General features: G+C 53.1%; 20 protein-coding genes. 6 read left to right on the plus strand and 14 right to left on the minus strand.

Annotated features, from left to right (window positions below; translation table 11 throughout):
• The first annotated feature begins 130 nt into the window (after positions 1-130).
• Positions 131-1,441 (plus strand): esterase-like activity of phytase family protein, encoded by a 1,311-nt coding sequence (locus ACTH5D_RS02140; RefSeq protein WP_225734285.1) that lies wholly within the window; start codon positions 131-133, stop codon positions 1,439-1,441.
• 78 nt (positions 1,442-1,519) lie between these two features.
• Here the strand turns inward: ACTH5D_RS02140 and ACTH5D_RS02145 are convergent, their stop codons facing one another.
• The gene (locus ACTH5D_RS02145; RefSeq protein ID WP_096278311.1) at positions 1,520-2,383 is read right to left on the minus strand and encodes a MurR/RpiR family transcriptional regulator; all 864 of its coding nucleotides are present in this window, start codon (positions 2,381-2,383) and stop codon (positions 1,520-1,522) included.
• Positions 2,384-2,408: 25 nt separating this feature from the next.
• A complete protein-coding gene (gene puuE / locus ACTH5D_RS02150) occupies positions 2,409-3,344 on the minus strand; it encodes an allantoinase PuuE (protein ID WP_096278309.1) in 936 nt (311 codons plus the stop codon).
• A 324-nt stretch (positions 3,345-3,668) separates the two neighbouring features.
• Between puuE and ACTH5D_RS02155 the strand changes: the two genes are divergently transcribed.
• The 3 genes from ACTH5D_RS02155 (at position 3,669) to ACTH5D_RS02165 (ending at position 7,493) form a co-directional block, all read left to right on the plus strand.
• Positions 3,669-4,424 (plus strand): aspartate/glutamate racemase family protein, encoded by a 756-nt coding sequence (locus ACTH5D_RS02155; RefSeq protein WP_096278306.1) that lies wholly within the window; start codon positions 3,669-3,671, stop codon positions 4,422-4,424.
• A 191-nt stretch (positions 4,425-4,615) separates the two neighbouring features.
• The gene (locus ACTH5D_RS02160) at positions 4,616-5,986 is read left to right on the plus strand and encodes an NCS1 family transporter (RefSeq protein ID WP_441668008.1); all 1,371 of its coding nucleotides are present in this window, start codon (positions 4,616-4,618) and stop codon (positions 5,984-5,986) included.
• Between the two features lie 28 nt (positions 5,987-6,014).
• Entirely contained in the window at positions 6,015-7,493 is a 1,479-nt protein-coding gene (locus ACTH5D_RS02165) for an NCS1 family nucleobase:cation symporter-1 (RefSeq protein ID WP_096278302.1), read from the plus strand.
• Between the two features lie 176 nt (positions 7,494-7,669).
• On the opposite strand, the gene ACTH5D_RS02170 is transcribed toward ACTH5D_RS02165, so the two are convergent.
• Both ACTH5D_RS02170 and uraH read right to left on the minus strand, forming a co-directional pair.
• Positions 7,670-8,398, minus strand: a complete 729-nt coding sequence (locus ACTH5D_RS02170) for a GntR family transcriptional regulator (protein WP_096278300.1) — start codon at positions 8,396-8,398, stop codon at positions 7,670-7,672.
• A gap of 92 nt (positions 8,399-8,490) precedes the next feature.
• On the minus strand, positions 8,491-8,844 hold the full coding sequence (gene uraH / locus ACTH5D_RS02175) for a hydroxyisourate hydrolase (RefSeq protein WP_096278298.1): 354 nt from the start codon (positions 8,842-8,844) through the stop codon (positions 8,491-8,493).
• 160 nt (positions 8,845-9,004) lie between these two features.
• Here uraH and uraD point away from each other — a divergent pair, with 160 nt between their 5' ends.
• On the plus strand, positions 9,005-9,544 hold the full coding sequence (gene uraD / locus ACTH5D_RS02180) for a 2-oxo-4-hydroxy-4-carboxy-5-ureidoimidazoline decarboxylase (RefSeq protein ID WP_096278296.1): 540 nt from the start codon (positions 9,005-9,007) through the stop codon (positions 9,542-9,544).
• A 53-nt stretch (positions 9,545-9,597) separates the two neighbouring features.
• On the opposite strand, the gene ACTH5D_RS02185 is transcribed toward uraD, so the two are convergent.
• From ACTH5D_RS02185 to ACTH5D_RS02195, 3 genes are all read right to left on the minus strand, one after another.
• Complete coding sequence (locus tag ACTH5D_RS02185; RefSeq protein WP_096278294.1) at positions 9,598-9,960, minus strand: phasin family protein; 363 nt, start codon at positions 9,958-9,960, stop codon at positions 9,598-9,600.
• 180 nt (positions 9,961-10,140) lie between these two features.
• Positions 10,141-10,830 (minus strand): glutathione S-transferase N-terminal domain-containing protein, encoded by a 690-nt coding sequence (locus ACTH5D_RS02190; RefSeq protein WP_096278292.1) that lies wholly within the window; start codon positions 10,828-10,830, stop codon positions 10,141-10,143.
• A 93-nt stretch (positions 10,831-10,923) separates the two neighbouring features.
• Entirely contained in the window at positions 10,924-11,616 is a 693-nt protein-coding gene (locus ACTH5D_RS02195; protein WP_096278290.1) for a glutathione S-transferase N-terminal domain-containing protein, read from the minus strand.
• Between the two features lie 365 nt (positions 11,617-11,981).
• On the opposite strand from ACTH5D_RS02195, the gene ACTH5D_RS02200 reads away from it, so the two are divergent.
• Positions 11,982-13,673 carry an L-lactate permease gene (locus ACTH5D_RS02200; protein WP_096278288.1) on the plus strand — a complete coding sequence of 564 codons (1,692 nt, stop codon included), beginning with the start codon at positions 11,982-11,984 and terminating at the stop codon, positions 13,671-13,673.
• Positions 13,674-13,752: 79 nt separating this feature from the next.
• Here ACTH5D_RS02200 and ACTH5D_RS02205 read toward each other — a convergent pair whose 3' ends face one another.
• The 7 genes from ACTH5D_RS02205 to ACTH5D_RS02235 form a co-directional block, all read right to left on the minus strand.
• A complete protein-coding gene (locus ACTH5D_RS02205) occupies positions 13,753-14,277 on the minus strand; it encodes a gamma carbonic anhydrase family protein (protein ID WP_096278286.1) in 525 nt (174 codons plus the stop codon).
• Between the two features lie 34 nt (positions 14,278-14,311).
• Positions 14,312-17,305, minus strand: coding sequence for an FAD-binding and (Fe-S)-binding domain-containing protein (locus ACTH5D_RS02210; protein ID WP_096278284.1), 2,994 nt, complete (start codon positions 17,303-17,305; stop codon positions 14,312-14,314).
• 18 nt (positions 17,306-17,323) lie between these two features.
• Positions 17,324-18,541 (minus strand): pyridoxal-phosphate-dependent aminotransferase family protein, encoded by a 1,218-nt coding sequence (locus ACTH5D_RS02215; protein ID WP_096278282.1) that lies wholly within the window; start codon positions 18,539-18,541, stop codon positions 17,324-17,326.
• A gap of 100 nt (positions 18,542-18,641) precedes the next feature.
• Positions 18,642-19,829, minus strand: a complete 1,188-nt coding sequence (locus ACTH5D_RS02220) for a CaiB/BaiF CoA transferase family protein (RefSeq protein ID WP_096278280.1) — start codon at positions 19,827-19,829, stop codon at positions 18,642-18,644.
• 42 nt (positions 19,830-19,871) lie between these two features.
• Positions 19,872-20,678 carry an enoyl-CoA hydratase gene (locus tag ACTH5D_RS02225; RefSeq protein ID WP_096278279.1) on the minus strand — a complete coding sequence of 269 codons (807 nt, stop codon included), beginning with the start codon at positions 20,676-20,678 and terminating at the stop codon, positions 19,872-19,874.
• Between the two features lie 64 nt (positions 20,679-20,742).
• Positions 20,743-22,026, minus strand: a complete 1,284-nt coding sequence (locus ACTH5D_RS02230) for a TRAP transporter large permease (RefSeq protein WP_176483373.1) — start codon at positions 22,024-22,026, stop codon at positions 20,743-20,745.
• A 9-nt stretch (positions 22,027-22,035) separates the two neighbouring features.
• Positions 22,036-22,596 (minus strand): TRAP transporter small permease, encoded by a 561-nt coding sequence (locus ACTH5D_RS02235; RefSeq protein ID WP_096278277.1) that lies wholly within the window; start codon positions 22,594-22,596, stop codon positions 22,036-22,038.
• Between the last annotated feature and the right edge of the window lie 22 nt (positions 22,597-22,618).

Below are 22,618 nucleotides of genomic sequence, written 5' to 3' on the forward strand. Positions count from 1 at the left end.
AAAATAGTCAAAACGGCCAGAAATTAAAAGATCTGCTTTCTGTCATTCAACTATCACCTTTGTTGAAGAAGATAGAGGTAGCTGACCCTGCTCAGCTACCTCTTATCTTCTTTGCAAAGGTTAAATAGTGATGATGAAACCGATACTCGCCACAGCCTTACTCGCCTTTGTATTTACGGATTCAGCTTATTCTCAGCAGGCCTTTCCTGCCACCTTGTCCAGTCATGCTCAACTGCCCGGCAGCACGTTTGTAGCGGCCCCATCCGGCGCCGCTGAACACTACAACACCTCAGGCCGCTTTACTGGAGAAGAAGGACGTATTGAGCAGTTATACACTAACCTACAAGCCACTGGTTTAGCGCTCCCTTTTCCCAGCCAGCCGCTGCAAGGGTTTTCAGGTATACGCTCGCTTGGCGACGATCGTTTTCTGGTCTTAACCGATAACGGCTTTGGCTCTAAGGCGAACTCTTCCGATATCATACTGATGTTTAACATCATAAACCCCGACTGGAAAACCGGACGCGTCACTATTGAGGAGACCGTTCAACTCTCGGACCCAAACCGCAAGGTACCCTTCCCTATTATGAATGAAGCCACCCCCGGGCGATTTTTGACCGGTGCTGATTTCGACATCGAATCGATCCAGCCGGTGGGTGATACCTACTGGATTGGTGATGAATTCGGCCCCTGGATTATCCAGGTCAATAAGGAGGGTGAAGTGTTGCAAGTGATAGCCACAAACCCAGGCGGCACGATGATGCGCTCGCCCGACAATGCCTTTGCCCTGACCCCAAACCCCGGCGCACCACTTTCAGATGATGTTGTCGTTTTTCGCTCCGGTGGCTATGAGGGTATGGCGCTCTCCGAAGACCACACAACGCTCTATCCATTGTTGGAAAAGCCTGTATGGGACAGTAATGATAATGCCCCGGAAACCATTGATGGCACTCCCGTCTTAAGAATGTTCGAACTCAGCACTGACACAGGCGAATGGGGCGATACAACTCGCTATTACCCACTCGCGTCAGCGGATCATGCCATTGGCGACTTCAATCTTATTGAGGGCACCCGCGGCCTGATTATCGAGCGTGATAGCCGCCAAGGAGACCCTAGAGCAGAGTGGGCGAACGATCCCGCCGAGTTCAAGCGTATCTATCTTATCGACCTCGATCGCACGAACGAGCAAGGTGTGCTTGAGAAAATCGCCTATATAGACCTCATGGACATTCAAGATCCCAACGGCATCGCACCGCGAGGCACGATCGACGGCACGTTTAATTTTCCCTTTGTGACTATTGAGAACGTGGATAGAGTCGATGAAAGAACTATCGTGGTCGCCAACGACAATAACTATCCGTTCTCGATTGGTCGCGAGCAAGGGCAGGCTGATGATAATGAGATGATACTGCTTGATGTGGCAGACTTTCTGAACGCCGAATAGCAAGAATCAGCGTGAGGCTAGGGCGCTAGCGGACATCTTCGCCTCACGTTGAAACGCCAACGATTTCTAACGTATGTGCTAATCGATACTCATGATCGGTGTTTCAAGTTCACTGAGCTCAACGTACATATCGCTGATCGCGCTGATCCGCTCTCGTCCCTCTGCCAGGCGACGGTGTAAAACGCCGTTCGCCAGCAAACAAATCAGGCTATTGGCTGCGGCGTAACTATCAAATGCCGAGAGGCTTTCAAGCGGCGTTTCCATAAACCAGGTGACTTGAGCGGCGAAATTCACCGCGGTTGGATCAGCAATTAATGCGACCTTGGCCGGCGAGCGCTCAAGCGCATCCACCAGCGCAGCAAACGCCGCGGGGCGGCGGCGAAATCCAAACAGCACCACAACATCCTGCTCGGAGAGATCGACAATTTCTTCCGCTAACGACTGGTTAGGATGTGGAACCACCCGCACCTGGGTGCGCGCTTGAATCAACTGCTGACGAAAATGTAGTGCTAACGGGTAGCTGTTACGAAACCCGATCACAACCACATGGCGTGCGCTATCCAGATGCTCTACCAGCGCAGCAAACTGTTCCGACGCTATCCCGTTCAAGCAGCGCTGCAGATTTTCCTGCTCGCGCTGCAAATGACGCTGGAACGGCGCGCCGGCCTCTTCCTGCATGGCATTTGCGTCGATCACTAGCGGCACGCCTAAGTTGCGCAGCTGGCGGGCATGGTCTTTAACGGTACGATAGCTCTCAAACCCCAGCCGTTTGAACAGACGGCTGACCGTGGATTTAGATACCCCGGTTAAGCGCGCCAAATCGGCCGCGCTATACACCGCCAGATCATCAAAGTGGTCGAGAATGAAGCTCGCGACGCGCTGCTCCTGGGCACTTAACTCGTCAAACTGAGCGGTAATACGCTGTCCGATATGCGGCGTCATAACATCCTAATAAACTAGTTTAATGTCACGTTGATGCGGGATGATGCTCGGCCCAATGGCGGGCGATATCAACTCGCCGCGCAACCCAAACGCGGTCATGGCTTTCGATATAATCTAAAAAGCGCTGCAATGCTCGAAAACGCCCAGGCCGCCCAAGTAAACGACAGTGCATTCCAATAGAGAGCATTTTCGGCGCCTCTTCCCCTTCTGCGTAAAGCACATCAAAGGCATCACGTAGATAAGTAAAGAAGTGATCTGCGGTATTGAACCCCTGCGGGGCGGCAAAGCGCATATCATTAGTGTCGAGCGTGTAAGGCACAATTAAATGATTATGATCACTGCCCTGGCTATCGGTGACACGAGTCCAGAAGGGTAAATCATCGCCGTAATAGTCGCTATCGTAAAGGAAGCCGCCCTCGTCCAGCACTAACTTGCGCGTATTAGGGCTATCGCGGCCGGTGTACCAGCCTTGCGGCTTCTCACCATAAAGCCGCTGAAAAATCTCCATGGCCTGCTGAAGATGCGCCCGCTCAACGTGCTCCGAGACTTCTTGATAGTGAATCCAGCGATAGCCATGGCAGGCAATTTCGTGGCCTAGCTCTTTAAACGCCTGAGCGACGTCAGGATTACGCTCCAGCGCCATCGCCACGCCAAATATTGTGAGCGGTAAATCACGTTTTTCAAATTCGCGCAGAATGCGCCACACCCCGGCCCGCGAACCATATTCGTAAATCGACTCCATGCTCAGGTGACGATCAGGATAGGCTGGCGCGCCGATAATCTCAGATAAAAACTGCTCTGAGCCTGAATCACCATGCAGTACGGAATTTTCGCCGCCCTCTTCGTAGTTGAGCACGAATTGGACGGCAATCTTCGCCTTTCCAGGCCAGTTAGCGTGGGGCGGATTTCGTCCGTAACCAATTAGGTCACGAGCGTAGAGGTTCGAAGGTGATGACGACATGCATAGCTCCTTGATTCCAATGCTTGGCTATCGTTTAGTGCAACATAGCCTGTATAGCGCGCACCTAGAGAACCCGCAAACTGCTTGTATACAAAATAGCGACATTAACGGTCAACCGCAACGCGCCCACAGGTTAGTACACTGGAGTTCACGGGCCTTTTTCACGCTAACAATGAATCTAACAGTCGCATTCATAGCCAACTAGCCGCTGACCATGATTGCCTTTTTTAAGGCCAGCTCAATTTAGTTACTTGCGCTACGCTTAGAATCGCCCTATTTTTGTATACAACAAAAGAAATATTGTTCACGTGCGGATTACTTATCATGCATATACGAATTATCAATCCCAACACCACGGCCTCCATGACCGCTGCTATTTATCATGCAGCGCTGCAGCAGGCAGGCGCAGGCACTCAAGTTAGCGCCTCGCAGCCGGACGCGGGGCCCGTTTCAATTGAAAGCCACTTTGACGAAGTTATTAGTGCTGTCGGCGTGGCGGAAGAGGTTCTTAAAGGCGAGCGCGAAGTCGGTATTGATGCCTACGTGGTGGCCTGTTTTGGCGATCCGGGCCTACTTGCCGCAAGGGAGCTGACCCGTGCGCCGGTCATCGGTATTGCCGAAGCGGCCTTTCATCTTGCCACGCTGATCAGCACTCGCTTTTCGATTGTCACCACGCTGGGGCGTACCGGCATTATCGCCGAGCACTTGCTTCAGCAGTATGGTTTTAGCCACCACTGTCGGCGCATTCGCGCAGCTGAAATTCCGGTTTTAGACCTTGAGCATCATCCTGAGGCTGCATTTGCCCGCATCGTCGAAGAGTGCTGCCGTGCGCGGGATGAAGATGATATCGGCGCCATCGTTTTAGGCTGTGGCGGTATGGCTAATTTGACCCAACAGATTAGTCACGAAGTAGGTCTGCCGGTGATTGAAGGCGTCAGCGCAGCGCTGAAACTGGCTGAATCACTGGTTAGTTTAGGTCTGCACACCAGTAAGCATGGCGACCTTGCCTACCCACGACCAAAAGCATTCACGGGTAAGTTTGCGGCGCTTTCTGATCTTTCACTGCCCCTTGACTCATAGTCTTACGATATGGCGAACAGCGCTTTAACTGACAGACATCACTAACTGACAACGCTCGCAACACTACTAATAATAATTAACATTATACAAAATAAGCAACACGTCCATTAGCACGCCACGCCGCAAGCGTTGCTTGGGTATGAAAATACTCAAGCTACCAATAAAACCGATAATCTTGCGAGGACGACATCATGAGCGCTTCAACTTCGGCTCTTGCGTCAAAAAATCAATCTACTGCGAACGACGCAGTGGGAACAAAAAGCATGGGGGCTGAAAGCCTGACCCCTCAAGACACCCGAATAATGGGGCGTAGCTCCTACTTTCTGGCGTGGTTCGGCGGCTGCGTTTCCATTGGCACCTTTGCCATGGGCTCAAGTGTGGTCGGCACCTTAAACCTGTTGCAAGCTACGCTGGCCATTGCCATTGGCTGCTTTGTGATCGGCATTGCTCTGGCCATTAACGGGGCCGCAGGCTACAAGTACGGCATACCGTTCATGGTTCAAGCACGTAGTGCGTTCGGCTTTACCGGCACGCGTTTACCCGGATTAGTTCGCGCGGTGCCTGCGGTAGTGTGGTACGGCTTTCAAAGCTGGATTGGCGCAGGGGCACTGAATATGGTGTCGGCTACGCTGTTCGGTTTTGACAATCTTATCTTCTACTTTATTACCTTCCAGTTTTTGCAAATCGGCCTATCGGTCATGGGATTCCAGGGCATCAAATGGCTAGAAAACATCGGCAGCGTTTTTATCCTAGCCTCACTGATGTACATGTTTTACGCCACGGTGCAGCGCTATGGCGATGAGCTTTCAGCCAGCCTGCTAACCATGGAAGGCTCATGGGGCATGCCCTTTTGGGGCGCGACCATGCTATTTCTTGGCATATACAGCACCATGATGCTCAACGTTAGCGACTACTCACGTGAGCATAAAAAAGGCACGGCCCAAAGCCTGCTGACGACCATTTATGCCATGTCAATTCTGCCCTGCACGCTGTTTATGGGTTTGATTGGCTACATGGTTTCGCAAGCCACCGGCACCGCAGACCCTATCCAAGTATTTGCTAACGCCGTCGACAACACGCCGCTGTTGATGACCACCCTACTATTTATTGCCTTCGCGCAGGTCACTACTAACGTACTCAATAACGTAGTGCCGCCCACCTACGTATTGATGGATGTCTTTAAGATCAAGTTTCCAATCGCCACGGTCATCGTTGGGCTATTGGCGTTTGCCACGTTCCCCTGGAAGCTTGTCCAGCCAGGCTCTGCAGCGGGCCTACAGATGTTTGTGCAGACCTATTCAGCATTCCTCGGCCCCATCTTTGCCATCCTCGTCGTCGACTACTACATCATTCGCCGTCGCACTCTAGATATCAGCAAGCTGTATGACCCGGAGGGGCCTTATAAAGGCGTTAACGCGGCGGCACTGATTGCCACGGCGATTGGCATTGTGGCGGCGCTTTCTTTCTCGGCGATCTCCTGGTACGCCAGCCATATCCCTGCAGGCATTAGCTATTACCTGCTGATGAAGTACTGGGCACCTTGCCAACGTTTTAGCCAGTAACCCCACGCGCCAACCTTGAGCCAATAAAATGAAAGAGAGCAACGACGTGAGTGATTTAGACATTAGGCACATCGACCCGACGCTGTATAACGAGGACCTTGCGCCGCTTAAACCTCAAGATCGTAACTGGGGCGCGTTTGAGATCTTTAACGTCTGGTCGAACGATATCCAAAGCCTATTTGGCTATACCCTAGCCGCTTCGTTATTTTTGAGTTATGGCCTGAACGGCTGGGCGGTAATGGCTGCCATTATACTGGCGGGCGTGATCGTGATGTTTTTGGTCAACCTTACCGGTAAGCCCAGCGTTAAATACGGCATTCCGTTTCCAGTGATGGTACGTGCCAGCATGGGTGTTCGCGGCGCGAATTTGCCCGCCATACTACGTGCCATCGTCGGTATCTTCTGGTACGGCGTACAAACCTACTTCGCATCAACCGCGGTAACGCTGCTTATTACCGCCTTTATTGGTGCGGGCAGCGGGAGTACTTTCCTCGGCCTTTCCGGCGTGGCGTGGGTGTCGTTTGTGATTGTTTGGCTGTTCCAAATCGCGATTTTCTGGCAGGGCATTGAGCGCATCAAACACTTTCTAAACTTGGCAGGCCCACTGGTCTATGTGGTGATGCTGGTGTTAATGGCGGTTGTTTGGTATCAGGCGGGCAGCGAATTACTACCTGCTATTGGCACTATTTTTAGCGGCGATGGTGAAGCCAGTGGCAGTTCGATTGCCGCCTTTATGGCCATTGTCGGGACCATGGTGGCATATTTCGCAGCGGTGGTAATCAACTTTGGCGACTTCACGCGATTTGTGAAAACCGAGCGCCAGATGAAGCTTGGCAACCTGCTAGGCTTACCGCTTAACGTGGCTTTCTTCTCTTTTATTGCGCTAATTATTACGGCAGGCACTCTGGTGCTGTTTGGCGAGGCACTGACCAACCCCGCCGATATCGTTGAGCGGGTTGATTCGCTGCCGCTGACGATTGTCGCTGCCCTCACCTTCTTCGCCGCTACGGTAGGCATTAACTTAGTGGCCAACTTTATTCCGCCCGCCTATGACCTGGCCAACCTGTTTCCCAGCAAAATCAGCTTTAAGACAGGCGGCCTGATTACCGCCATTATTGCTTTCTTTGTCGGCGCGCTTTGGATCTCCGTGATCAGTCAAATAGGCATTCCCGGATTCGTAAACGCACTCGGTGCAATCGTCGCGCCGTTCTACGGCATCATCGTGGTCGATTACTACCTGATCAAGCGCCAGCATTTGAATATGCAGGAGCTGTTCTCATCAGCGCCGGGCGGCGCCTACTATTACGTGAATGGTTGGAACATCCGCGCCCTTATCGCCTTTGGCGCCGCTGCGATGTTCTCTCTTTCTACCGTTCTAGCTCCCGCACTATCAAGCCTAGGCGGATACGGCTGGCTGATAGGCGCGGGCTTAGGCGGGCTATTCTACTACGGCTTAATGCGTCAATTTAAGGCAGCGTCTGCGTTTGCTGAGCATACGGTAAGTTGAGAAATTTTAACTGCTAGAACAAACGCCATCGGCCAGAGCCGGTGGCGTTTGTTTAGGACATAACGCGTCAGGGTGCTCTAATCATCTGGAGTCTGCGTGAAATCACCGACGGCTTTATGAGAGTTGCCATTAATTACTGCGGCTGGGATGTTTTTAACTGATGAAGCGCACCTAACCTAACCCCCAAATATCTGCTGCAAATCCGGTGCGCTCTCTTGCTCTTCAACCATGGAAAGCGAAGCTTCGATGGCTTTTAGGTGGCGGCTCATAAAGGCTTTAGCGCGCTCTCCGTTGCCTGATTCTAAATGCCCGATTAGGTCATCGTGGTCGTGGGATTCGCAGCCCAGGTGGCCGCGATGACCGTAAACGGCGAGTATCAGCGAAGAGCGCGAGCACAGGCGCTCAACAAACTCCGCCAGGGTGGCGTTGCTTGAAAGCTGCGCTAAGCGCACGTGAAAATCCGCCGAGAGACGAATAGCCACACTTTGCTGGCCACTGCGCAGCGCTTGGCGCTCTTGGCGGGCCATTTCGCGAAGCTCAGCGGCTTCTTTGTCGCTCATGTGTCTTGCCACATCGGGCATTAACCCGCACTCGATTAACTGACGAGCATCGAAAACGTCTTTGGCTTCATCAGCGGTTGGCCGGGTAACACTAGCGCCGCGGCGTGGCGTGAGTGTGACTAATTGCTCCAGCGCTAAGCGCTGTAAGATTTTACGAATCCCGGTACGGCTAATACCAAATACTTCCGACAACGCATCTTCACGCAGCCGGGCACCAGGCTTTAAACGTTGCTCCACAATCGCATCGCTGATAGACCGGTAAATCACTTCGTGGCGCTCATCGCCCTCTTTGCTATTTTTATTAACGGAAGCGCGCCGCTTTACCGGTGCCTGCGCATCACTCATAGCTAGCCTCTCTGATCATTCCTTCCAAGCCGCAATGATATCGTGCTCTTCATCGCGCATGTTGGTTATCACGTAATAGTTAATCGGAGATTTTAGCTACCGCGGTAAGTTGAGTAGCCATAGGGCGATAGCAGCAGCGGCACATGATAGTGCTGGCTGACATCAGCAACACCAAAGCGCAGTGGAATCATATCTAAAAAGCGGGGCTCATTAGCCTCTACGCCCTGGGCTCTCAGGTAGTCACCGGCATGAAAAACCAGCTCATATTCAGCTGCAGTCAACGCATCGCCCTCTAAAAGAGGTGCATCACAGCGCCCGTCACTGTTAGTGATGACGGTGCTTAGATGCTGGCGTTCACTGCGGGTCAAGCGAAACACCTCAATAGTAATCCCCTGCCCGGGCTGTCCCGTGGCGGTATCCAGTACGTGGGTAGTTAAACGCCCCATAGCCGCTCCTATTTTATAAGGTTATTGGCGATACTTGATCGACATCCATGCCGTTGTACCGTTGAGCCTATCGGTCAAGGAGTACCGCTGCCGTTCTTTATTGTATACATTAAGTCTATCGCTTTACGCTTTGAAAAACTGCATGCCTAGGAGAATTTCAGTGTCGACCCACCGCCCATTAGTACTTTCACCAGCGCCTAGCCGATGCAGCCTTGAAATGCTGACGCTTCACTATGGGGACGTGTATGAGCACTCGCCTTGGGTCGCAGAAGCCGCCTGGCATCACGGCCTAAATGAAGAGCATGACGCCCCTGATGGGCTGGCACAGCTTATGGGCCTAATGCTGCAGCAGGCCAGCAGCGAGCAGCAAATCAATGTCATTCGTGCCCACCCCGATTTGGCTGGCAAAGCCGCTATCTCAGGCGAATTAACGCAGGATTCCACCAGCGAACAGGCCGGAGCAGGTCTACATCATTGCAGTGCCGATGAGTTCGCTCAGTTTGAATCTCTTAATGAGGCTTATAAAAAGAAATTTGGTTTTCCTTTTGTGATTGCCGTTAAGGGGTTAGATCGTGGCGCAATTTTAGCCGCCTTTGAAGAACGCTTGAACAACGCTGCGGCAACCGAACGGCAAACGGCCATTGAACACATTATCCGTATTGCCTGCCTGCGCTTAATCGATCGTGCCAGCAAAGCGTAAAAAAAAAAGCGCCGACCCCATAGGGAGCGGCGCTTTGAGCCAGATCAGCTAACTTACTGCTTAGCCGTTTCTACCGCTTTCTTGGTGGTTTCTTCAGCCTGCTTTTTGCTATCTTCAGCAAAGCTTTGACTGATGGACGTCACTTTTTCAGTGTCACCTTTAACACGCTCCATGAAATCACTGGCTGTTTTCTGCTGGCTTTCGAGCGCTTTTTTGAAACTGTCAGTGTCTTTTACATCAAGCCAAGTCCGCGCTTGTGAAATAGCCATATCGGAGTAAGCGCGGGCAGCATCCACCTGCGCACTGAATAGCTGTTCATAGTAATCAAGTGCGGTCAGCGTGTAAGAGCGCATTGGCGATACAAACACAGATTCAAGCTGTTGCGCGGTTTGATCAGTACTCGATTTAGTAGCCATCTTCATATCCCCATAAGTGAGCTAGCACATCAACATGCCTTGATTAGGCGGATCTAAGCTAGGCATTTGCCTCTGCTGACTATAAAGTTAACAGTGCTTTTTGTGCAGCGCAACATGATTTTATCTCATGCTGCGCCTGCTCACTTATAGCGTATTTTTATTACCGCCGATAACCCGCGACTAGCGGTTATTGAACAAGTGCTTACGCGCTTGCTCATCCATTTCAACGCCCGCCTGTGGATTAACATCTTCGACCAACGCGTAAGCGCGGCGCACGGCTGGGCGCGCTTTCACCATATCGAACCAGCGCTCCAAGTCAGGAAACTCTTCTAGCGTTTGGCGCTGTTTTTCCCAGGGAACAATCCAAGGGTAGATCGCCATATCCGCAATCGAGTAGTCATCACCACCTACGAACGTATGGTGCGCTAGACGCTGGTCCAGCACGCTATAGAGCCGATTGGTTTCGAGCACGTAACGTTCAATGGCGTACTCAATTTTTTGCGGCGCATAGTTGCAGAAGTGATGATTTTGGCCGGCCATCGGGCCTAAGCCGCCCATTTGCCAGTGCAGCCACTGCAAGACGATATAGCGCTCGCGGCCTTCCGAGGGCAGGAACTGCCCACTTTTATCGGCGAGGTACTCAAGTATCGCGCCAGATTCAAATATCGATAGCGGCTGGCCACCGTCCTGCGGGGAGTGATCGACAATGGCGGGGATGCGATTATTGGGCGCGATCGCGAGAAATTCAGGGTCAAACTGCTCGCCCCGCCCAATGTTGATCGGCTTCACTCGATACGCAAGCTTGGCCTCTTCGAGCATGATGGAGATTTTGTGGCCGTTAGGGGTTGTCCAGTAATACAGATCAATCATTGCCATCTCCTTAATGAAAGCGTTGATTCACTCACTGAGCAAATTAAGGCTTTCTTAATGCATCAGGCGGCCGTGGCTGCACCGCCCTGTGCGTTATATGTCGCGTACGGTCAGGGCATTACTTGCCACCCCATCGTGAACGCTAAGCATGCGCTGGAACCATTCGTCGACCGGATCGCCCGGTTCTACAATCGCCTGTGTTGATACGATGTAAGCCCACATCATGCTGCCAAACAGCAAATAGTCTGAACCACTGGGGGAGTCACCGTCGAGAAATGCGCTTTCACGCAGTAAATCGCGCACCGGTGCCAACACCTGCTTGAGCTGTTGTTTACCCTGCTCTGGCTGGCTGAATTCTTCTAGCGTGCAGCCGAACCGCGCTTCACGCGTTTCGCGAAAGTAAGCGCGATCATCCGGGTGTACCGCCGCGAGTAAATCCAGACCCACGATACGAAATAACGCTGGTGTAACACTGCGCTCAACAAAGTATTTGAACAGCAGCACGCGCTGATAGCTGACGCCGTCACCCAGCACGGGCGCGTCGGGATACGCTTGATCCAAATAACGCATGATTTCGAAGCTATCGGTGACGACTTTATCGCCGTCGCAAAGTACGGGTACTTTGTCGTAGTCGGCAAACTCCAGCGCCTTTTTATCGAGAAAGCGCCACGCCACGGTGGTAAATTCCAAACCTTTATGGGCAAGCGTCATGCGTACGCGCCAGCAGTAAGGTGAGAAACGAAGCTGTTCATCTCGACCACATAAATCATAGAGTTTTAGTGCCATCAGTACTGCCCCATGGTGAGGAAACGAGTGGTTATCAAACGTGCGAATGCGCTTGGCGTGGTTCAACAATGAGCTTAAGAAACTATGCGTGCAATAGGCACCGCTAAACGGTGTCTATTAGTCTAACGAGAGCGCTATACCCCTCACTTTACAGGTTATTAAAAAACACATTAAAAACATCATATTAGGCAAAAAAACCAACACTTAACTCGCCTTTAAAAATGGCTTTAACAGGTAAGACCAATTTTCCAATGTAGTCATCTTGTTAACCTAACCGTATCTTTCACTTACACCCGGCTGGTAACACACAATCCAGGCGGTTTTCGCGGAGCGTACCAAATCAATAACAAGGAGCAGTTCCTCTCATGAATGAAACGACACTTGCACTTCTGGCCTTCTTGCCGCTGCTGCTGGCCGGCATTCTACTCGTAGGCTTTAAAGTACCCGCTAAGATAGCGATGCCTCTCGTTTTCCTAACGGCTGCCATTATTGGCCTAACCGTTTGGAATATGTCCTTTACCCGCGTCGTGGCATCGACTATTCAAGGCTTGATTCAGACAGCAGGCCTTCTATGGATCATCTTTGGCGCTATCCTGCTGCTTAATACCCTCAAGCACTCCGGGGGCATTACCGCGATTCGCAACGGATTCTCGGGCATTAGTCCTGACCGGCGCGTTCAGGCGTTGATTGTGGCCTGGCTATTCGGCTGCTTCATCGAAGGCGCTTCTGGCTTCGGTACGCCAGCCGCCGTTGCGGCACCGCTGATGGTGGCTCTCGGCTTCCCGGCGCTTGCCGCGGTCGTTGTGGGTATGATGATTCAGTCAACGCCCGTCTCTTTCGGCGCCGTCGGTACACCTATTGTGGTGGGCGTTGGTAGCGGTGTGGATCGCGTGGGCATTACCGCTCAGCTTGATTCGGTCGGCTCTAGCTGGGACGTATTTTTTCAACAAATCACTAGTTCGGTCGCCATTACTCACGGCATCGTGGGCATTTTAATGCCACTGATCCTAGTGCTGGTAATGGTGCGTTTCTTCGGCGCCAACCGCTCCTGGAAAGAGGGGTTGTCGATTACCCCTTTCGCTATTTTTACCGGCATCTGCTTCGTCGTGCCTTACATGCTAGTCGGCGTGCTGCTAGGGCCTGAGTTCCCGTCTATGATAGGCGCTATGGTGGGCTTAGCGATTGTGGTGCCTGCCGCCAAGCGAGGCTTCTTGCTGCCTAAAGATACCTGGGACTTTCCTGAATCTTCGTCTTGGCCCGATGAGTGGATTGGCAATCTACAAATCAAGCTGGAAGACGTTGCGGGCAAAGCGCCTATGTCGACCTTTAAAGGCTGGGTACCTTACGTATTGCTGGCGCTGTTCTTAGTCGCATCACGGACCATTGAGCCGCTGCGCGTCGCGTTAACGTCAATCAGCCTGGACTGGAACAACATTCTTGGCGAAGCGGGCGTTAGCGGCGGCGTGCAGCCGCTGTATCTACCCGGTGGAATTATTGTAGCAGTGGTGATCATTACCTACTTCTTGCACCGCATGAATCCACAAAAAATTAGCGCCGCCGTCTCAGAGTCCACCAAAACGATTTTTGGTGCGGGCTTCGTGTTGGTCTTCACCGTGCCGATGGTACGTATCCTGATCAACTCGGGTGTTAATGGCGCAGACCTTGTGTCTATGCCGGTGATGATGGCGCAAGCGGTGGCCGATGGCGTAGGTGGCATTTACCCCTTCTTTGCACCCGCTGTCGGGGCAATGGGCGCCTTCATTGCAGGCTCCAACGCCGTGTCTAACCTAATGCTGGCAGAGTTCCAGTTCAGCGTCGCGCAATCCCTTGGCCTTTCGACGGCGATGATGATTGCACTGCAAGCGGTAGGTGCGGCGGCGGGTAATATGATCGCTATCCATAACGTGGTCGCAGCGTCGGCAACGGTCGGGCTATTGGGCCGAGAAGGCACAACGATCCGCAAGACGATCCTACCCACCATTTACTATCTGATTTTTACCGGCATCATCGCACTGGTTGCGTTCTACGTGATCGGCGTGACCGACCCGTTAATGTAAAAGTGGCGGTTGTTGTAGCAGAAACGCAAACCCCCAGGCCTTGGCCTGGGGGTTTGCGTTTGGAGCGGGACAAGTGCAGTCAGTCTATTCGCTTGAGTTCTTGGCGATGGCGCTTGCTACGCTCTACGTAGCCCTGAGCATTTTTCTTCAGACCCGCCACCGCTTCTTCGGAAAGCGTTCGCACCACGCGAGCAGGTGAACCAACAATTAAGGAATTCGCTGGGAACACCGCGCCTTCCTTAATAAAGGCACCGGCACCTACTAAGCTATTTTCACCAATCACCGCGCCATTGAGCACCACCGCTTGGATACCGATTAGGCAGCCATCGCCAACCGTGCAGCCGTGCAGCATGGCCTGGTGCCCTACCGTTACGCCTTTACCTACTTTAAGCGGAAAGCCTGGGTCTGCATGCAGCACTGCGCCATCCTGAATATTGCTCTCTTCGCCAACCTCAAGGTGATCCGAATCACCGCGCAATACCGCCTGATACCACACGCTTGAATGCGCTTTTAAGGTCACTTGGCCGATAACATCTGCCGTTTCGGCAACGTATACGTCGTCGTGAATATCCGGGCGGTGCTCGCCATATTGATAAATGGCCACGTTGACCTCCTAGGTTGTTATTGATGTACAGCCTTCAGGCTAGCGCTTGTTCCAGCAATCGAGCAACGTGTATCGCTTCACGACCGCTGCCATCATGAATTTGATGGCGACAGCTTGTGCCGTCAGCAATAAGTACGGCATCTTTATCAGCGTTGCGGATAGCGGGCAACAGCGAGAGCTCGGCCATTTTTAGCGATGCCTCATAGTGCTCCGCTTCATAGCCAAAGCTGCCCGCCATGCCGCAGCACGAGGACTCAATTGTTTTGACCTCAAGGCCGGGAATCCAGCCTAGCACTTGCTCGACGGGGCGCAGTGCATCAAACGCCTTTTGGTGGCAGTGGCCGTGCAGCATAGCGTGCCCGTATGGCAGCGCTTTAAGTTCCAGCGGAAGCTGATCCGCCGCACGCGCGTTGACCAAAAACTCTTCAAACAAATACGCCGATGACGACAGTGCTTTCGCTTCTTCACCAAAGCCGTACTGCAGAAACTCATCGCGCATGCTGAGTAAGCAAGAAGGTTCTAGCCCCACGACGGCCACACCACGCTCCACAAAGGGCATCAGATGCTCAAGGGTGCGCTTGGCTTCTGCTTTGGCCTTATCGAACTGGCCCGACGATAGATAGGTTCGCCCGCAGCAAAGGGGGCGCTGCCCTTTCGTAACATTCAGATGAACGCGGTAGCCCGCAGCTTCCAGCACCCGTTTGGCCGCCTTGGCATTATCGCCTTCCATATAATTATTGAAGGTATCAACGAACAGCAGCACTTCCCGCGCAGCGTGCGGAGACGCCTCGGCACTGGCAAGGAAGTTGCCGTTAAATAGCGGCAGCGAACGCTGGGGCGCAAGCTTAAGCGCCTGTTTGATTTGCTTGGCTAAAAAAGGCACTCGCTCAACGCCGTTGACCAATGCGGAAAACTTGCTGGCCCACGGGGCGTAGCGCGGCATTTCCCCCACCATACGGTCACGTAGAGAGATTCCTTTAAGACGCGCGCGGGCGGTGCGTGCCTCTATTTTGAACTTGGCCATATCCACGCCCGTGGGGCAATCGCGCTTGCAGCCCTTACACGAAACGCATAGATCCAGCGCCTCTTTGACATCGTCACTGGCAAGCCCTTCATCACCCAATTGGCCGGAAAGCACCAGACGCAGCGTATTAGCGCGGCCCCGGGTCAAATGCTGTTCATCCTTAGTAATGCGAAAACTTGGGCACATGGTTCCCGCGTCAAACTTACGGCAGTGGCCGTTGTTGTTGCACATCTCCACGGCCATAGCCAAGCCATGGGTGGCATCGCCGCCGCTGCCTGGCGACGTTTGCTCGCCGGTGAGCGGGTCACGCTTTACATTCCAAGCGGACCAGTCAAACACCGGGGTTAGCGGGATGGTTTTATAGGCTTTAGGAAAACGAAAGTAGCGTTCGTCGTCCATTTTGGGAGTATCGACAATCTTGCCCGGATTGAACAGATTGTTAGGATCAAACAGTTGCTTTATTTCACGAAAGGCGTCGTTGATCGTCTCACCGAACTGCCACGCCACCCATTCGCCACGGCAGATACCATCGCCATGCTCACCGGAGTAGGCGCCTTTATATTCGCGCACTAGCGCGGAGGCTAGCTCGGCGATTTCACGCATTTTCTCTGCGCCATCCCGGCGCATGTCGAGAATCGGGCGCACGTGCAACGTGCCGACGCCTGCGTGGGCATACCAGGTGCCTTCCGTGCCGTAGCGGTTAAACACGTCGGTCAGCTTTTCGGTGTACTCCGCCAAATGCTCTAGCGGCACCGCGCAGTCTTCAATGAAGGAAACCGGCTTACCGTCGCCCTTCATACTCATCATGATGTTGAGCCCAGCTTTACGCACGTTCCACAATGCTTTCTGCTCAGCGGCTCCTGGCATGTCGACCACGCTGCCAGGCAGGCCTAAATCAGCCATCAGCTCACTAAGGCCACGCAGTACCTCCATCTGTGCCGCGTGGTCTTGGCCGGCAAACTCCACGAGCAAAATCGCTTCAGGCTTACCAATTAGCGCCTTTTCAATGACAGGCCGAAACGCAGGATTTTCCAGCGATAGCTCAATCATCGTGCGATCAACCAGCTCAACCGCCGTGGGGCCAAGCTTGACGATATGTTGAGTGAAGTCCATCGCCTGATAAAACGTCGGGAAATTCACCACGCCCAGGACTTTTTGCTCGGGCAGCGGTGACAGCCTGAGCTTAATACGCTGGCTAACGCCTAGCGTCCCTTCAGAGCCCACCAATAAGTGGGCGAGGTTCGCACGCCCGTCAAGATCATAGGGAATAGGATTTTGGCAATCGAACAGATCCAGATTATAACCACCTACCCGCCGCAACACCTTGGGGAAGTGGTCACGTATTTCAGGCGCGACACGCTGCGCGATGGCCTTGATCTGCTCAGCAATGCGCTGCTCCTGGGAGCCTTGAGCGACACTGTCCACGAAACCGAAGTTGGCCGCGCTGCCGTCGGCTAAAAGCGCCTCGACGCCCAGCACGTTATGCACCATATTGCCGTAGTAAATCGAGCGAGACCCACATGAGTTATTGCCCGTCATTCCGCCAATCGTGCACTGCGCGCTGGTAGAAACATCCACCGGATACCATAGCCCATGCGGCTTAAGCCACGCATTCAGGTGGTCAAGCACAATGCCTGGCTCGACCACCACGGTGAGTGCCTCGGCGTCGAAATCGACGATCTGATTGAGCCAGCGCGTAGTATCAATCACCAGCGCCTCGCCAACGGTTTGGCCACACTGGCTAGTCCCCGCTCCCCGCGCCAATATCGGCACGCTAGCATCTCGGGCGATATCCAGCGCTATTTTCAAATCCTGCTGGTGGCGCGGGATGACCACGCCTACCGGCGTCACCTGATAAATAGAGGCATCGGTTGAATAGCGCCCCCGCGTTGCCCGATCAAACCGTACTTCACCTTCCATTTCGCGGGATAGCCGCTCGGCAAACTCGCCGAGCGGTCGAATCTTGGCATCACCGGGCAGGCGATGATTGGTCAGAGACGTCATGTGGCTCTCCCCCGTCATTTAGCGCTCTGCTGCGCCTGCATTGAGCGGATTAGCTGCAAAGTAATCCAGCGCGGCAAGCACACCGCTTCCCTTCAGCTTCACGCCAGCAAGCTTCATGCCCGCCTCACAGCCGCCCAGGGTGGCAATCAGGGTTAGATCGTTGCAGTCGCCTAAATGGCCAATCCGGAAAATCTTGCCCTTGGCCTTACCCAGCCCCATGCCAAGTGAAAGATCAAATCGCTCATAAATGATCTTGCGCACCGCATCCGAATCAACGCCTTCGGGCATCACCACACCCGTCAGTACCGGCGAATACACCGCAGAGTCCTGGCACTGAATTTCTAGCCCCCACGCTGCTACCGCTGCACGTACGCCGGCTCCCCAGCGCTGATGGCGAGCCAGCACGTTGTCGAGACCTTCATCCAACAGCATATCCAGCGCTTCATTCAGGCCGTAAAGCAGGTTAGTGCTTGGCGTGTAGGGCCAGTAGCCGTTCTTATTGGCCTCTAGAATTTCATCCCAAGCCCAAAAACTTTTTGGCAATGTCGACTGCTTACTCGCTTCGATTGCTTTAGGTGAGAGCGCGTTAAAACTGATGCCTGGCGGCAGCATCAGGCCCTTTTGGGAGCCGGAAACAGTAACATCTACGCCCCATTCATCGTGACGGAAGTCAGCGCTGGCCAAGCCTGAAATAGTATCGACAATCAGCAATGCAGGGTGGCCCGCCGCATCAATAGCCTTACGCACGGCCGCAATGTCACTGGTGACGCCGGTAGAGGTTTCGTTATGTACAACGCACACCGCTTTCAGCTCGTGACCGGTATCTTCTTTTAAGCGCGCTTCGATCATGTCTGCCTGCACACCCTGGCGCCAGCCTTCATAGCCAGGCAGGCTCAGAAATTCGGGCTGGATGTCCAGGCGCAGAGCCATTTTTTGCCATAGCGTGGCAAAGTGGCCGGTTTCAAACATCAGCACACGGTCGCCAGGCGACATAGTATTGGCTAACGCGGCCTCCCAGGCACCGGTACCTGACGCTGGGTAAATAATCACCGGGTTCTCGGTCTTGAATATTTTTTTAACCTTGCTCAACAGTTCAAGACCTAGCGCGCCGAACTCCGGCCCACGGTGATCAATGGTGGGCAGGCTCATCGCTCGTAAGATGCGATCTGGCACCGGTGATGGGCCAGGAATTTGCAAGAAATGACGACCGGATGGGTGAAAATTAAGTTTTAGCATGATGACGCTCCTGTTTGTTGTTGTACGGCTCGCGGCTGAATCTGCCGCTTAGCGTTATTCAAAATGGATAATGAATGCAATTCATCACATCAAAAAAGCGTTACTTGATACATCCTTCAGCGCGTAAAGCATCAAGCTCTTCACCAGAAATACCCAGGCTATCAAGTACTTCATCAGTATGCTGAGCAAACAAAGGTGCAGGGCTACGAATTTGCGAGGGCGTTGCCGAAAACTTACTGGGAAAGCCTATCGTCTTCATTTTGCCTATCACCGGGTGGTCCATCTCCTGCACCATGCCTCGCGCTACGTAGTGCTCATCCTGCATGGCTTGAGCGAAATCGTTAATAGGCCCTGCCGGTACACCCGCGCGGTCACAAAGCGTTAGCCACTCATTCACACTTTGGTCGGCCATCAGCTCTTCAAGCAACGCTTCCAGCTCTTCAACGTGCTGACCGCGCGTCTGGTTAGTGATAAAACGCGGGTCTGCCATTAACTCCTCGCGTTTTAAGACATCCTGACAAAAGCGTTCCCAGGTTCGTTGATTGGCACAGCCGAGCATCAAATAGCCATCGCTGGCTTTGACGGCCTGGTAAGGCGCAGACACGCGATGGCGCCACCCCGTTGGCTTAGGCACGGTGCCTTCAGAAAAATACGCTGCCGCCTCCCAGGTAAACCAGGGCAAGCCACACTCGGTAATGGCGATATCAATATACTGGCCGGCGCCCGTCTTCATCTTGTGAATGCATGCCGCCAGGATTGAATAAATCGCGGTGAGTCCAGCCCCAATGTCGTAAACAGCAATACCGGTTTTCAGCGGGCGTTTGCCCTGCTCGCCGGTCATCGACATCAATCCAGTCATGCCTTGCGCCACCAGGTCGAATCCACCTTTGTGGCTATAAGGCCCGGTTTGCCCATAGCCTGAAATGGAGCAGTACACGATGCCAGGGTTGATGGCCTTAATCGTGTCGTAATCAATGGCCAGCGATTTGGTGACGCCAGGCCGGTAGTTTTCGACAATCACATCGGCATCAGCGGCTAAGCGATAGAAAATTTCTCTAGCGCGTTCATCTTTTAGATTAAGCGATATGCTCTTTTTATTACGATTAATCTGTGAAAAGCAGGTCGATTCGCCGTTGACGTAAGGCCCCATTTGGCGGCTGTCATCACCGCCATTGAGCTTCTCCACCTTAATCACCTCAGCGCCCATGTCAGCCAACACCATGGTGCAGTAGGGTCCGGCCATAATTTGCGATACATCCAGCACTTTTATGTCTTGTAGGGGAAGCACGGGCTTTCCTCCTAGTTAGTCGATGTAAGCTCTGGCCGAAAACTAATGGCCAGACCACTTAAACGGCGTTTTATTGACGAATTTATCCACTGCCGAGGCAAAATCTTGGCTCATATAGCAGGTGGTTACCCAGTCATCACTCGCGTCGGCGGGAAGACGTCGCTGCTCCAGCGCACGTCCAATCAACGCCTTACTGGCCTTAAGCGTTAGCGGCGCACGCTGAGCAAAGGCCTCTGCGAGTATCGCCACGTCGGCATAGATGGTGCCTGCGCCGAACTGCTGATTGATTAATCCCGTCGCGAGTGCCTCATCGGCACCAAACAGGCGCGCCATCATCAGCGCCTCTTTTGTCCGCGCAACGCCAAGCATATCGATCATGCGCGAAACGTTATTAATCGACAGCGTATTGCCCAGCGTTTTAGCAATGGGCACGCCAAACTTGAGCGTGGAGGTGGCGTAGCGAAAATCGCACACTAGCGCCAGTGCCGCCCCGCCCCCCACACAGGCACCTTCTATCAGCGCCAGCGTGGGCTTGGGAAAGGCCTCAAGTTTGCCGACAACACGATCAATACGCCGCTCGTAGTCAATGGCATCGCTCGCCTTGGTAAAGGTTGAAAACTGACTGATATCGGTGCCGGCTACAAACGCTTCACCGCCTACACCGTGTAAGACAACCGCATGAATGTCATCGTTGTCGACCAGCTGATCGCAATGCTTTTCCAAGGCGTCGTACATCTCCCAGGTCATGGCATTGCGGCTCTGGGGCCGATTAAAGCCAATCCAAGCCACCCCGTTAAGCTGCTCGAAGCGAATGCTATCGACGTGGTTGGGTTCGTTTACGTTGCTCATCTGCTACTCCTGTTAGGCATGTCGTGTTCGAGTATTACCTTTCAGCTCTCGACCAACGGTCACGTTATCCGTAGACAAAATTCACTAATGCCAGCGCAAACGCCGGAATATAGGTATTAATCATCAGGATCGTAAACAGCACGGCAATGAACCACAGGTTGGTTTTCGAGGTTGCCCATATGTCCGATTTAGCAATGGAGCACGCCGCAATGAGCACGCTGGCCACCGGAGGTGTTTGCTGGCCGATCGCTAAGTTTAACGTCACGATCAGACCGAAGTGCAGCGGATCGATACCCACTTCAAGCACTAGCGGTAAAACAATGGGCACGACCAAAATAATCGCCGCGGCAGAGTGCAGGAAAATACCCAAAATCAAGAAGATGATGTTGAGTAGTGCCAAAATCATGTACTTGTTGCTGGTAAGCTCGCTAATCTGCATCGCAATCTGCTGGGGAATACGCGTTTCAGTCAGATACCCACCGACGACCGCTGACGCTGCCACCAGTAGCATCACCACCGCGGTTTGCACGCCGGCACTCTTACAAGAGTCGATGAAATTTCTAAAGGTGAATTCGCGATAGATCACCGCACTGATAAAGATAGCGACACATACCGCCAGCGCTGCGCCTTCGGTCGCAGTAACGAACCCACCAAAGATACCGCCTAGAATGATGATCGGAATCAACAGTGCCCAGATCGCTTCTTTGAAAGCGATCCATAGCTGCGAGACCCGAAAGCGTCCTTCAGAGGGGAAGTTATATTTGCGTGCCAGGTAGTAGCACATCCCCGCCAAGCCCATTGCACCTAAAAGTCCTGGGAAGATACCGGCAACAAACATTTGTACCACCGATTCACCCGACATGACCGCATACAGAATCATCGGAATAGAAGGCGGCAGGATGATGGCCAGACTGGCAGCCGAAGAGGAAATTGAAGCGGCAAATTCTTTGGTATAGCCCCGCTTGCGCATCGCGGGAATCAAAATACTGCCTATGGCCGATACGCCTGCAACGGAAGACCCTGAAATTTCAGCGAAAAACACCGAAGCGCCGATGGTAACCATCGCTAAACCGCCTTTAATAAACCCTACCATTGCCATGGCTAAGTCAATCAAGCGCCGCGATATACTCGAGGCGTTCATAATGGCACCGGCGAGAATAAACAGCGGAATCGCAATCAGCGGAAAGTTGGTGGCGCCCTCAAACATCGTCATGCCGACCGTCGGCATTGCCAAGCTGCCATACGACATGAACGTTGCAACGGTTCCCACCAATGCTAATGCCACCGCAACAGGCACATTGATAAGAATCAGCAGAATTAATGCGATAAAGATATACAGTATGACCATGGTGTCTGCTTACCCTCGCTGCTGTGTGCTGACGGCTTCGACGGCATCTGCGTCAAGGCCTGCTTCTTCAAGTTCATGATCAATAAAGCCTTTACCTCGAGCACTTTTGATCACGTCGGGGAGCCGCAGCAGTTCAGCAATAATGAACAGTACGGAAGCAACGGGAATAGCCGACTGAGTTATCTGCATTGAGATGGCGGGGAGGCTGACCATATTGACGCCATCAAGAATCAGCATCACCTGATAGCTTGCTAAGCCAAGGAAGATAAAGAAACCGATGGTGATAGCCTCGGCTAGCAGCGCGACCGGCACACGAATGACAGGCGGGCACATATTAAGCACGCTGGGGCAGGTAATATGCGCGCCTTTCGCGGCGGCCAACGCCGCACCGTAATAGGTCACCCAGGCCAGCAACACAGCCGCCAGCTCGTCATACCAGCTTAAGGGAAAACCTAGATAGCGGGTCACGAAGCCGACGGTGACCACGCCCGCAAGCGCAATTACCAAAATCACGACGATACCTTCAAGAAACGAAAAATAGGCGTTCTTGAATTTTGTAAAAGTACTCATTGAGACCTCCGAGAGACGAGGT

This window comes from Halomonas sp. (genome assembly GCF_052095695.1).
GTDB lineage: Bacteria > Pseudomonadota > Gammaproteobacteria > Pseudomonadales > Halomonadaceae > Vreelandella.

Bases quoted from the DNA above. Each gene is read 5' to 3' on its own strand.
- ACTH5D_RS02190 (WP_096278292.1), bottom strand. From the start codon at position 10,830: ATGATTGATCTGTATTACTGGACAACCCCTAACGGCCACAAAATCTCC.
- ACTH5D_RS02200 (WP_096278288.1), top strand. From the start codon at position 11,982: ATGAATGAAACGACACTTGCACTTCTGGCCTTCTTGCCGCTGCTGCTG.
- ACTH5D_RS02160 (WP_441668008.1), top strand. From the start codon at position 4,616: ATGAGCGCTTCAACTTCGGCTCTTGCGTCAAAAAATCAATCTACTGCG.
- ACTH5D_RS02230 (WP_176483373.1), bottom strand. From the start codon at position 22,026: ATGGTCATACTGTATATCTTTATCGCATTAATTCTGCTGATTCTTATC.
- ACTH5D_RS02140 (WP_225734285.1), top strand. From the start codon at position 131: ATGATGAAACCGATACTCGCCACAGCCTTACTCGCCTTTGTATTTACG.
- ACTH5D_RS02145 (WP_096278311.1), bottom strand. From the start codon at position 2,383: ATGACGCCGCATATCGGACAGCGTATTACCGCTCAGTTTGACGAGTTA.
- ACTH5D_RS02170 (WP_096278300.1), bottom strand. From the start codon at position 8,398: ATGAGTGATGCGCAGGCACCGGTAAAGCGGCGCGCTTCCGTTAATAAA.
- ACTH5D_RS02215 (WP_096278282.1), bottom strand. From the start codon at position 18,541: ATGCTAAAACTTAATTTTCACCCATCCGGTCGTCATTTCTTGCAAATT.
- ACTH5D_RS02225 (WP_096278279.1), bottom strand. From the start codon at position 20,678: ATGAGCAACGTAAACGAACCCAACCACGTCGATAGCATTCGCTTCGAG.
- uraH (WP_096278298.1), bottom strand. From the start codon at position 8,844: ATGGGGCGTTTAACTACCCACGTACTGGATACCGCCACGGGACAGCCC.
- ACTH5D_RS02235 (WP_096278277.1), bottom strand. From the start codon at position 22,596: ATGAGTACTTTTACAAAATTCAAGAACGCCTATTTTTCGTTTCTTGAA.
- ACTH5D_RS02185 (WP_096278294.1), bottom strand. From the start codon at position 9,960: ATGGCTACTAAATCGAGTACTGATCAAACCGCGCAACAGCTTGAATCT.
- ACTH5D_RS02155 (WP_096278306.1), top strand. From the start codon at position 3,669: ATGCATATACGAATTATCAATCCCAACACCACGGCCTCCATGACCGCT.
- puuE (WP_096278309.1), bottom strand. From the start codon at position 3,344: ATGTCGTCATCACCTTCGAACCTCTACGCTCGTGACCTAATTGGTTAC.
- ACTH5D_RS02165 (WP_096278302.1), top strand. From the start codon at position 6,015: ATGAAAGAGAGCAACGACGTGAGTGATTTAGACATTAGGCACATCGAC.
- ACTH5D_RS02195 (WP_096278290.1), bottom strand. From the start codon at position 11,616: ATGGCACTAAAACTCTATGATTTATGTGGTCGAGATGAACAGCTTCGT.
- ACTH5D_RS02210 (WP_096278284.1), bottom strand. From the start codon at position 17,305: ATGACGTCTCTGACCAATCATCGCCTGCCCGGTGATGCCAAGATTCGA.